Here is a 10627-nt window from a genome sequence, read left to right as displayed (position 1 = left end):
ACATCATCAGGTATACCAAGACAACGACCGCCGACAAAGCCGTCGACCGTGGTCGCTGCCGGCAGCGGACGACGCTGCGTACGGCCGCCCGAGCCCACCCCCGGGGCCGTCGACCGCGGGCCGTCACGCGACGCCCGGGAGGCACGTCAGGCGTTGCGCCGTCGCGTCGCCGACCCGACCGCGTCGGCCGGTCGCCGCCCAACGATCGCGGCAACGCGACAGCGACGTCAACGCGAACTCGTCGAAGGGGACCCGTCCGCGGCACGGCTCCTCGGCGGTGAGTTCGCGCAGCAGCAGGCGGCCGGGCTGGTGGCGGTCCGGTGGCGTCGTCGCCAGCACCCGGAAGCGGGTACCGGGTAGGAACAACACCCGGCCGGCCGCGCGATGCTCGCCCTCCGGCTCCAGCAGGCGGGTCCGGCGGGCGGTCATCGACCAGAGCAGGACGTCGACGTTGCCGGGGACGTTCACGGGCGGCTCGGTCAGCGCATGGGTGAACCCCCGCTCCGTCAGCGTCTCCCGGGCGGCGACGTCCCGCAGGTCGTCGCCGGGGAGCGTGGCGGACAGGCACACGGCACCCCGGTGGGCCGGGAGCCGGGCGACCCCGGCCGCCACGCACCGGGCGAAGTGCGTCACGTCGCCGGCCGGTCCGGCACGCAGCGCCCGGTCAACGGCCTCGCCCGGGGCCGACAGGTACAGGTGTACGGCGACCGCGTCGGCCAGCGAGTCGTCGTCCGGGTACAGCCCGGGGTGTTCGGCGAGGAGCCGGGAGATCGCCGGGGTGGCGGCGTCGAACTCCCGGCGGTGCCGCCACCGCAGCCACGACCGCGCCGAGTCGAGCCCGGTCGGGGCGGACAGTCCCGGTGCGTCCGGCGTCGGCGTGGGCTGGAAGCGTACGGGTCGTCGAGCGGCGTCGCAGCGGCAGGTCCCGGCCGCCGCCGGGGCCCCGGTCGGCGGCACACCCGTGCCGGGCCGGTCCCGGAGCGGGGTGACGGCACCGGCAACGGTCGGGCCGCCGGGTGGGGCCAGCAGGGCTGCCGTGACCACCGGAGCCGGTCCGGCCGTCGGTGGTTCCGGAGCCGCCACCGGCGAGGTCAGGAACTCCGCGGCGGTCGGGGTCGGCACACCGGTCCCCGCCCTGTCTCCGGACACCGTCGGCAGCCAGGACGCGGACTGGGGCCCGGGAACGGAGGTCACCGCGAGTGCCTCGGCCGGCGCGGGCGTCGCCTCGGTCGACTCACCCGAGGCCAGGTCCGCCGCGGTGAACCGGTAGGTCAGTCCGGCACCGAGGTCGCCGCCGGCGCTGCCGGTGGCCGGTGCCCGCGGGCCGGTCGCGACGGCCGACGCGAGTTGCAGGGTGCTGCGGGCCCGGGTGGCCGGGTCCAGCCGGGCGGTCAGATCCTCGGCGAGCTCCCGGAACCGGGCGACCCGGGACGGGGTCGTGTCGTCGACGATGAGGGCGTGCCGGGTCGGATCCGCCGCACGGGACCGGATCCGGCCGGCGATGCCCGGGGGCTCGTCGGCACGGATCCACAGCCCGGACGGGACGATCTCGACCACCGCGTCCGTGGCGTAGCGGTACGTCAACGGGCCCACCGGTGCGCCGAGCAGCGCCGGGGCGTGGTGACCGACGATCCGTGGTGGCCTGGCCGGGGCTGCGGGGGAGGGGCGGGGCGTGTAACAGAGCTCCCGGGCAAGGACCTGCCAGCCGAGGCTGCCGTCCGGCGTCACGGTGTGCATGTGGAGGTGCCCGGGCCGCCCGAGGGGCAGGCCACCGAAACAGACCACGGGTGATTCCAGCAGGTCCGCGAGCCGCTGGCCCAGCACCTCACCGGCGGGCAGTTGGACCGGCCCGTACTGCACGAACCGGGCGTGTCGCCGGCCGGCGGGGTCGAGTTCGCGCCAGAAGCGGGCGACGTCGTCGAGGGCCAGGGGCGGCGTGCCGGGGCAGCCGAGCACGACCGTCATCGCCTCGGGTTGGCAGGGTAGCGAGGCCACCAGCCACTGCCAGTGGCCGCCGACCGCGACCGGGTCGCGGGTGTCCCGGATCCAGACCCCACCGGGAACGGGTTCGGCGGCACCCACCGCGCTGGTCGGCTGGAACCGTGCGGCAGCGGCGTCCCAGGGCGGGGCGGGGTAGCGCTGGGACTCCCAGGCCGGCCTGCGGCCCGGCAGGTAGCGCACCCAGCCACTGCCCTCGGCGGTGTGGGCGAACAGGGTGCCGGCCGCCACCTGGACGGCCCGGCCGTGCGGCGTGACGACCGGACGGCGGAGCCGGTCACAGAGCCACTGCGCGGCGAGGGCCCCGGTGTCGGCGGACACCCCGCACACGACGAGCCGGATGCCGCGCCGGCACCGCTTCAGCACCGTGGCGACCGCCCCCCAGGTGCCCACCGGAAGGTCGTGGTGCAGATCGAGTACGACGACGTCGTGGTTGGGGTCCGCGGCGACCGCCAGGGCCAACGACCGGGCCGCGACGCTGATCCGATCGTCGACGTGCAGGACCAGCGCGTTGCCGAGCCGGTGCTGGAAGATCCCCGCTGACGCCGGGGGGCGCAGTCTGCGCATCATCCTCATTCGACTGGTCCCCTCACCAGGCCCACCACCGTTGCGGTCAGTGGAGATTGATCTCGACCGCGCCCAACTTCTCCCCGGCCAGCGCGGCGGCGTTGGCCGCGGCGGCCCGGATCGACTGGGTGATCGCCTGCTGCAGGGCCGCCACGTCGCGGGTGTCGAACACGGCAGGGCTGACCTGTACGGCCTTGAGCTGTCCGAGACCGCTGGCCAGCACGACCACCGTGCCGTCGGCGGAACGGCCGGTGACCAGGGTGTGTTCGAGGCTGGTCTGTGCCTGGCGCAGCCGTCGTTCGAAGGCGCGCCCGGCCTTGACCAGTTCCTCCCGGGTGGGCTGCGGTTGCGGCATGGCGTCTCCTCTCAGCCGACCACGGCGAGGCCGCCGTCGAGGCGGGTCGCCCGTACGGTCGGATCGTTGCGGCTGACCAGTCCGTCGAGGTCGGCCAGCGCGAGGGTGCGGGACCCGGTGGTCCGGCTCAGGCTCCGGGAGAGCAGGTGGGCGGCGCGTACGGTGCGCTCGGGTGCCCGCGCGGCCAGCCCGACGAGCGCGGCCCGGACGTCCTGCGGAATCTCGTGCCCCCGCCTGGCCAGGTTCCGCGCCAGCACCTCGGCCAGCTCGGGGACGGTGAGTTCGGGAATGGTCCAGTGCTGGCCGAACACCTCGGCGAGACCGGGCGCGGCGACCCCGAGGCGGGCCAGCGTGGCCGGCTCGGCGACCAGGACGACGACCGGGTCGCCGAGCGTGGCGCGCAGTTGCTCGACCAACGCCTCGACGATCTCCGACGCGACGCCGGTGCCGTCGTCGACATAGTCGATCATCAGGGTGCCGCCGGTGGCGTCCTGGAGGGCGGCCCGGACCAGGCTGTGGACCTGCCCCGGCCACTGCGGCGCGAGGTGCTCGGCGGTCGAGACGCGCACCAGCTGGCCGACCGGCAGCAGGTCCAGCTCGGACAGGGCGGCGGCGTAGTGCCGGACGAGTTCACTGCGGCCGCTGCCGGGCAGGCCGGAGAGCAGGACGTTTCCGTGCCGGCCGGAGGAGCGGCGACGGTTTCGCAGCTCGCACATCTGGAGCAGGGCCGCGTGGACCGCCGCGCGGGCGTCGGCCGCACCGATCAGCCGGCCGATCCGCTGCCAGCTCTGCGCGGCGTCGATCGCGTCGGACGGGTTCCGGCTCGGGTCGGGTGGGCTCTTCTGCTCGACCGGCAGCTCGTCCAGCAGCGCCAGCTCGGGGGCGAGGTCCTCGGCGGTGAGCCGGTTGATCTGGGTGTCCTTGGTCGGCGGTGTGACCGCCAGCCGGGACGCCTGGTTGTTGATCATCGCCTCGAACAGCTTCCGGGCCACCCGACCGTTACCGAACGTCGAGGTCCTCGGGACCCGCTCGAAGTAGGCGGCCAACCCCTCGACGGCGTCGTCGGTCAGCTCGAAGTAGTGCTTGCGGCACAGATTCGAGGTGATGGTGACCAGCTCGTCGACCGAGTAGTTCGGGAACTCGACGGTCCGGGTGAACCGGGAGGCCAGACCGGGGTTGGACGCCAGGAACTTCTCCATCAGCTCCGAGTACCCGGCCACGATGACCACCAGCTCGTCACGCTGGTCCTCCATGATCTTCATGAGCGCGTCGATCGCCTCCTGACCGAAGTCCGGGCCCGACCCGCCGGAGCCGGCCGACAGGGTGTACGCCTCGTCGATGAAGAGCACCCCACCGATCGCCTGGTTGACCAGTTCCGTGGTCTTGATCGCGGTCGAGCCGATGTACTGGCCGACCAGGTCCGCCCGGGCCGCCTCGATCATGTGGCCCTTGGCCAGGATGCCCAGCTCGGCCAGGACCGCACCGTAGAGCCGCGCGACAGTGGTCTTGCCGGTCCCGGGCGGGCCGGCGAAGACCAGGTGCCGGCTCATCGGCGGCATCGGTAAGCCCATCTGCTGCCGGACCTGCGCCATCTTGATCAGGTTGATCAGCGCGGTGACCTCCTGCTTCACCCCGCGCAGACCGATCAGGCCGGTGAGCTCGCGCAACGGTCCGCTCACCTCGTCCGGCGCCGCCTCGGCGGCCGGCGGCTCGTCCGGGGTCCACTGGGGGGCGTACCCGGAGCCGGTGGGAGCCGACGAGACCGGCGTCGCCGACCGGACGGCCCGCCCGGTGGTCAGCGCGGTGATGCTCGGGTGGGCGTCGTCGGCCTGGCGGACGTCCTCGCCACCGCTGTCCCGAGCGGCACAGCGGACGATCGACACCGGCCCCGTGGTGTCCACGTCGAAACCGGCGGCTCCGCTCTCCAGCACCTCGCAGTCGGTGAAGGTGCCCCGCGAGCCGCGCTCCAACCGGATCCCCACCTGCCGGGCCCGGCGGACCCGCACCCGGCTCGCGGTCACCGTGCCGGCCGGGCCGACCCGCAGGCCGTCGCCCAGCACGTCGACGAACTCGGTGTCCTGCACCCGCAGTTCCGCGTTGTCGTCGACCCGCATCCCGGCCCCGTCCAGCACCGCCGACCGCAGGTCCAACGTGGCGCCCGAGCCGACCACCACACCGGTGGCCGCCGTACCGGTGAAACGGGCCTCGCGGACGGTGCCCCGCGCCGCCTCCCGCAGCTCGAGCGCGACGGCGTCGGCGGCGTCGATCCCCAGATCGGTGCCGTCGAGGTCGGCACCGTCGGTGAACAGCAGCCCGGACCCGGCGGTGATCGTGGCACGCAGCCGCCGCACGATCATCGACGCCGCACCGGTCACCACGGCCGCGTGCTCACTGCTGCCCCCGATGGTGAGCCGCTCGAAGCGGGGGGCGCTCCCGGCCTCGATGGTCACCCCCACCGGTGAGTCCGTGAAGACGCAGTCGGTGAAGGTCGGCTTCGCCGCACCGGTGATGTGCCCGGCGGTGCGCCCGGCGGAGCCGAACGTGCAGCCCTGAAAGGTGGGCGCGGCACCGTCGGCGACGTGTACGGACTGCAGCCGCGCACCGGTGAACGAGGAATCCGTGACGACCACGTCGACCTCGCCGCGCATGAACACGTCGACGTTGGCGCTCTCCCGAACCCGCAGGCGGTTGATCCGGGCGTGGCCGCGTTGTTCCACCACGAGAGCCGGTTTACCGGCGCCGGTGATCTCGCACCGCTCGACGACGAGCCGGGCGTCCCCGTTGACGCAGATGCTGTTCGCGCCGGCCCCCTGCACCGTGCACCGGCGCAGCGTCAACGAGCCGATGTCGCTGAGCACGACGCCCGAGGTGGCGACGTCGCGGATCACGGTGTCCTCCACGGTGCTCGCGCCGGGCGCCGTCACCACGATCGCGGCACCGGCGGAGGAACTGACCACACAGTTACGTAGCGCGATCGTCCCCTGCAACCGGGCCAGCAGCGTCACCCAGGCGGCACCCTCGAACCGGCAGCCGTCCAGGGCGGCCTCGCCGGCGTAGACGTCGACCGCGGCGAGCTTCGGGTCGGCGCTCGACAGCGAGATGTCCCGCACCTGGGCACCCTCGCCGTGCACGGCGAGTACGCTCCCCTCCTCCACGTGCACCTCGACCAGGGCGCCGGGCTCGGCGGCGATGGTGATCCGGTTGCCGACCACCAGCTTCTCGGCGTACCGGCCGGCATGGACGGTGATGGTGGCGCCCGGCTCGGCACGGGCGACGGCCGCGCCGATGGTGGTGAATGCGCCCGGTTGTCCGCCACCCACTGTCAGCAGCTGTCGGCTCATCGCGCGGGTCACCCCTTCTTCCGGGCCGGCGGGCCGACGAGACCGGGCAGCGTGCCGAAGCGGCCGGCCGAGGCGGGACCGACACGGTGTCGGGCGTCCGTACCGTCCCACCGGTCGAGGCTGCGGCGCAGGGACGTCACGGCCAGTTCGTCGAGCGACAGCCGGTTCTGGTCGACGCGGCCGTCGTCGTCGATCTCGTTGACACCGATCTCGCGGAGCAGAATGGCGCCCCGCCGCTCACCGTCCGGTTCTGCCGTGTCCAGGACCTTGAAGTGGGTGCCGGGCAGGAACACCACCCGGTCCTCGACGCGCTCGTCCCCGTCCGGTTCCAACAGGGCGGTGCGACGGGCGGTCATCGACCAGATCAGCACATCGGTGTCGCCGTCCTGGCCGGCGCAGGGCGCGGTCAGCATGGTGACGAAGCTCCAGTCGGTGACCAGGCGTCGGCCCCGGTACAGGTGCCATTCCTCGGTGCTCGGCGAGGTGCGCATGACGGTGCTGCCCCGCACCGACGGCAGCCGGGAGAGGCCGGAGACCGCGCACCGGGCCAGGGGGACGTGCGGGCCGACCGCGCCCGATCGCAGGCCGGCGTCGATCCCCGCGCCCCGGCGGGTCAGGAACAGCTGGGCCGCCACCGAGTCGACGAGGACGTCGTCGGCGCTGCCCGTACCACCGGCCTTCATGCCCGGATGCTCCGACATGAGCCGGGAGACCGAGCTGGCCATGGTGTCGAAGTCCCGGCTCAGGGAGCGGCGCAGCCAGGCCCTCTCCTCCGCCAGCCCGCGGTGCGGCAGCAGCGCGGAGGTCTCCGGCGTCGCCACCGGCTGCAGCCGGAAGCGGGACGGCGCGTCCGCCGTCGCCGGGTCGCCCGTTCGAACGGGCGTCGCCGTGGGCGGGCCCGCTATCGACGCCGTCGACACCGCCACCGGCAGGGCCGGTGGCGGCGCGGGGGGAGCCGGGTCCCCGGCTGCCCGGAACGCGACAGTGGCCGGCGAAGCGGACGCGACGGCGGCGGGCCCGGCGGCCGAAGCGGCTTCGACAGCCGGACCCGAAGCGACAGCTGGATCGGAAGCGACAGCCGAAGCGCCTTCGACAGCCGGACCGGAAGCGGCAGCTGGATCGGAAGCGACAGCCGGCGGGGGCTCGACCAACGGAGCTGACCCGGCCGGTGCGGCGGGTTCGACCGGCCGGGCGGATCCGGCCGCCGCGCCGGGCTCAGCCGGCATAGCGGGCTCGGCCGGTGCGGCGGGCTCGGCCGGTGCGGCGGGTGCCGGCACCGGCGGGGCGGCGCGCAGGGCGGCGGCGACTGACGAGAGCGGCCAGCGGGCTGGTGGCCGGTACCCCGGCAGGTGCCCCGCTTGCGGGTCGCCGGGTCCGTCGATCGAGGACTCGGTCGGGATCTCCACCGGGGCAGGCGGAGGTTCCGGAGCCGTTGGCACCACCTGCGCCGTTGACACCACCTGCGTGGGCGGTACCACCTGCGCCGTTGGCACCACCTGCGTGGGCGGTACCACCTGCGCCGTTGGCACCACCTGCGCGGGTGGTACCACCTGCGCCGACGTGACCGTCGGGACGGTCGGCTGCGCCGGCCCGGTCGGCGGCAACGCGACAGGTACGGCGATGGCGGGGACCGCCGGGATCGCCGTGGGTCCGGTGGGGGCATGGGTGGCCCCGGCCGGTGGCGCCGACGGTGACCCGAGCGCCGGCATCAGGTTCGCCTCGGCCCGGCTGCCCGGCCTACGCCCCGGCACCAGCATCGAGGCCGGCACCAGCGCGCTGGACTGTCCCACGGCGCGGTCGATCCGCGCCGCCAGGTCCGCGGCGAGTTCACGCATCCGGGCCGTCCGCTGCGGCACCGTGTCATCGAAGACCATGGTGACGTCCGCCGGGTCGAGGGGAGTGGCCCGGACCCGTTCCGCGTTCCCCGGTTCGTCCGCCGGGCGGACCCACAGCCCGGCCTCGATCACCTCGACCACGGCGTCCGGGGCGTACCAGTACACCCGAGGCGCGATCTCCTCCGTCCACTGGAGCGGGCCGCGATGACTGAGCAGCAGCGGCCGGCGGGCCAGCGAATTGGGGTGCGGCCGGGGCGAGTAGCCCAGTTCCAGGGCGAACGGCGGCCAGCCCAGGACACCGTCCGCGCGTACCGTCCGGATCTCGAACTTGCCGGGCATGCCGACCGGAACGCCCGGGTAGCAGACGACCCTGGTGGACAGCAGGTCGGCCAGCGTCTGACCGAACAACTCACCCTCGGGTACGCGTAGCTCGCCGTACTGCACGAAGCGGGCACGCAGCCGGCTGTCCGGATCCAGGTCGCGCCAGAACCGGACCACGTCGTCGAGCGGGAGCGGCTCGGTGCCCGGGCAGCCGAGCAGGACGGTCATCGTCTCGGGATGGCACGGCACATCGGCGACGAGGCGGCCGCGGTGCTCGGCGATGACGTCCGGCGTCCGTACGCCGTGGATCCACACCCCGCCCGGCAGCGGCTCGATCTCGCCGGTGGAGCTGGACGCCCGACGTTCGGTCGCGGCACGGTCCCAGACCGGAGCCGGGTATCGCTTGGCGTCCCAGGCCGGTGGCTTGCCGGGCCGGAACCGCACCCAGCCGCTGCCCGGCTTGGAGTGCACGAACAGCGCCCCGGCAGCCCCCCGGACCAGGTCGCCGTCGGGCGCGATCACCGTCCGGTTGAGCCGCTCGGACAGCCACTGCCCGGCCATCGCCGCGGTGTCGGTGCGCTGACCGCAGGCGACCAGGCGGATGCCGCGCCGACGCCGTGGCAGCACACCGGCCATCGACTCCCAGGAGCCGATCGGGATGCCGCTGCCCAGATCCAGCAGGACCACGTCGTTGTCGGCGTCGGCCACCATGGCGAGCGCGAGGGACTGCGCCTCCCGGCTGATCTGGTAAGGATGGTGCAGGACCAGGGCGTTGCCGACGGTGTGTTGCACCATGTCGCCGGGCTCGCTCCGCCCGACGCGCAGCAGATCTCGGATGGATGCCATCGACGCTACCCCCTAGCAAGACCGTTGACGGCCGTACGACTGAGCACCGGGCCCGGCGGCACCGACGCCAGCAGGCCCTTCGGGAACGGGACGGCAGCCGCCGAGTTGAGCTTCAGCGCGGCGACGGTGTCCTGGTCGGCGAGGTGGTAGGCGACGCCCTGCTCCGAGATCAGCACCAGCTCGGCGGCGGTCCTGGCCCTGGGCACCGGCGTCACCGTCATCCCGGACCCCGGCTCGACCAGCACCGTGGTCGTGCCGTCGGCGGCGACCCCCGAGGCGGATCGGTCGACGAGCACCAGCTCGCTGCCGACCGTCTCCGCGTCGAACGGCTGCTGTCGCAGGCAGAGCACCCGACCGCCGGGGTCCTGCCACCGGTAACCGGTCAGGTCGGGCAGCCGGTCGGTCAGCGTACGGTCGCTGGAACGGGGCGCGGCGGCGACGTCGGCCGCGTCCAGGGACACCGGCGACTCGCCGTCGCGTACCGCGGCCAGGACGAACTCCATCCGGTTGACGGGTGCCAGGCCGTCCTCGCGGAGCACGAAGAGCTGCTCCGTGCCGGCGGACGGCTGCTGCCGGAACAGGGTGCCCACCGGGTGGACGCGACCACCGACCCGGGGGCCCTCGTCGCCCGCGCCCGGAATCCGGGCCGCAGCGAGCGTGACACCGGTCGGCAGCTCGGCCAACCAGGCGGCCGGGGCGACGGCCACCCGCACGTTGGCGGCGTCGAGGGCGACCAGCACCGACTCGTCTTCCATCGGGAACTTGCCCGTCCCGACGAGCAGGTATGTGACCCCGTCCGGCCCGCGGACCACCGCGAAGGTGTCGCCGGTCGACGGGGTGGCGGCGGCCCGGGGGGAGAGGTTCAGGCCGAGCCCGGCACCGGGTGCGTCCACCACCGAGCCCGGCAGGCAGACCAGCCACGGCCCGTGGGCCAACGCGCCCGCGGCGGGAACGGACTGCGGCGCGTCGGCGATGCCGATCTCCGGGCCGCGCGGCAGGTCCTTCAGCGAGTTGCGCGAGATGAGCTTCACCGTGGCCGACGGGCCCTGCAGGAGCATCGCGGAGGTCAGGTTCGGCGTCGGGTGGAGCACCCCGCCCCGGTAGACGTAGCGGACGCCGCTCTCCTTCTCGACCAGGATCACGTTGGCCTGGCGGTACGCCCGGCTGCCACCGGGGACGATCCAGCCGTAGACGGCGAACCCGCCACCGACCAGGAGCACCACGATCAGCCCGATCAGCAGGCCGGTCAGGGCCCGCTGCCCGGGAATCCGCGCGCTGGTGGGGTCACCCTCGACGAGCGCCGAACTGAGCCGACCCGTCATGAAGGTGTGGGCGTGCACGTGGTCGCGTTGGGTCTGCACGGC

General features: G+C 74.0%; 5 protein-coding genes. All 5 read right to left on the bottom strand.

Translation table 11 applies throughout. From position 1 onward, the window contains the following. Positions 1 to 123 precede the first annotated feature (123 nt). From AB0B63_RS00915 to eccB, 5 genes are read right to left on the bottom strand one after another with little or no spacing between them, the layout of a single operon-like run. Positions 124 to 2565 carry a hypothetical protein gene (locus AB0B63_RS00915; RefSeq protein WP_357013467.1) on the bottom strand — a complete coding sequence of 814 codons (2442 nt, stop codon included), beginning with the start codon at positions 2563 to 2565 and terminating at the stop codon, positions 124 to 126. A gap of 46 nt (positions 2566 to 2611) precedes the next feature. Further along, positions 2612 to 2920, bottom strand: coding sequence for a YbaB/EbfC family nucleoid-associated protein (locus AB0B63_RS00910; RefSeq protein WP_357013465.1), 309 nt, complete (start codon positions 2918 to 2920; stop codon positions 2612 to 2614). A gap of 11 nt (positions 2921 to 2931) precedes the next feature. Continuing rightward, positions 2932 to 6261: a right-handed parallel beta-helix repeat-containing protein gene (locus tag AB0B63_RS00905; RefSeq protein ID WP_357013462.1), complete on the bottom strand. Its 3330-nt coding sequence runs from the start codon at positions 6259 to 6261 to the stop codon at positions 2932 to 2934. Between the two features lie 8 nt (positions 6262 to 6269). Further along, positions 6270 to 9263, bottom strand: coding sequence for a hypothetical protein (locus tag AB0B63_RS00900; protein WP_357013459.1), 2994 nt, complete (start codon positions 9261 to 9263; stop codon positions 6270 to 6272). 5 nt (positions 9264 to 9268) lie between these two features. Further along, positions 9269 to 10624 (bottom strand): type VII secretion protein EccB, encoded by a 1356-nt coding sequence (eccB, locus tag AB0B63_RS00895; RefSeq protein ID WP_357013456.1) that lies wholly within the window; start codon positions 10622 to 10624, stop codon positions 9269 to 9271. Positions 10625 to 10627 lie beyond the last annotated feature (3 nt).

The sequence above is a fragment of the Micromonospora sp. NPDC049081 genome (assembly GCF_040648835.1).
Classification (GTDB): domain Bacteria; phylum Actinomycetota; class Actinomycetes; order Mycobacteriales; family Micromonosporaceae; genus Micromonospora; species Micromonospora antibiotica.
The sequence above is the reverse complement of the archived record's forward strand: the minus strand, read 5'-3'. Positions and strand labels throughout refer to the sequence as shown.